Source organism: Mesorhizobium sp. M1E.F.Ca.ET.063.01.1.1 (assembly GCF_003998155.1).
Classification (GTDB): domain Bacteria; phylum Pseudomonadota; class Alphaproteobacteria; order Rhizobiales; family Rhizobiaceae; genus Mesorhizobium.
On sequence record NZ_RZSC01001303.1, the window covers coordinates 1 to 916 of the forward strand.

The 916-nt window shown below is 65.6% G+C and carries 1 protein-coding gene and 1 pseudogene; one reads left to right on the plus strand and one right to left on the minus strand.

Translation table 11 applies throughout. From position 1 onward, the window contains the following. A pseudogene (locus tag EOA29_RS38110) lies at positions 1-467 on the minus strand (threonine-phosphate decarboxylase); the annotation flags it as partial. Here EOA29_RS38110 and EOA29_RS38115 point away from each other — a divergent pair. Beyond that, the coding region (locus EOA29_RS38115; RefSeq protein ID WP_189479148.1) for a CobD/CbiB family cobalamin biosynthesis protein at positions 466-916 on the plus strand (451 nt) is incomplete at its 3' end. The pseudogene EOA29_RS38110 and the gene EOA29_RS38115 overlap by 2 nt on opposite strands.

Here is a 916-nt window from a genome sequence, read left to right on the forward strand (position 1 = left end):
CGATCCCGCTCGACTACTCGCCCGTCCGGGTTGTTCGGGTTGACCAGCACCGCAAGGTCCGCATCCGCCAGGGCATCGAAATTGTCCACCTCCGCCACCGCATGGCCCGCGATCGCAGTGGCCCGAGCGTGCTCGGCATAGGTAGGACCGAGCACCAGCGCTTTGCCGGGCTTCACCAGCGAAGCGACGCGCGGCAGGAGGATCTGCGTGCCGGGCGCGGGCGCGACATGCGCCGCCGATGGCGCCCCGTAGGCGGTGGCGGCGATTTCGGTCAATTCGCGCAGTCGTTCGGATTCCGGCAATCGCCACAGAGCGGTGGCGGGCAATTCGAAAAGCGGGTAGGAGTGCGGATTGATACCTGTCGAGAGGTCGACGAAAGGCCGTGGCGCGTGGGGGAAGAGCGCGCTCGCCCGGCCAAGGGATCCGCCGTGATCCACCGCAGCAATCGCTCCATCAAGAAGCTTCATGTCGATCCTGATCGCTTTCCTGTCACTTGCCGTTGAACGTACCCTTGGCTATCCGGAATGGCTGTTCAACGCCATCGGCCATCCGGTAACCTGGATCGGCAGGCTGATATCCTTTCTCGATCGCAGGCTCAACCGCGCAACCGATTCCGACGAATTGCGTCGCCGCCGCGGCGTCCAGGCTTTGTTGATCATCGTGCTCGTGCCGGCCGCCATCGGCCTGACGCTGCATGTCCTGCTCTGGCTGATCTTCCCGTCCGGCCTCGTCATTGCCGCTATCCTCGCCTCCTCGCTGCTGTCGCAGAAGAGCCTTGCCGAGCATGTCGAGGACGTCGCCGACGCGCTGGAGACCGGCGGCCTGACGCTTGGCCGCATCGCCGTCTCGCGCATCGTCGGCCGCGATCCCGAAAAGCTCGACAAGGCGGGAGTCGCCCGCGCCGCGATCGAAAGCC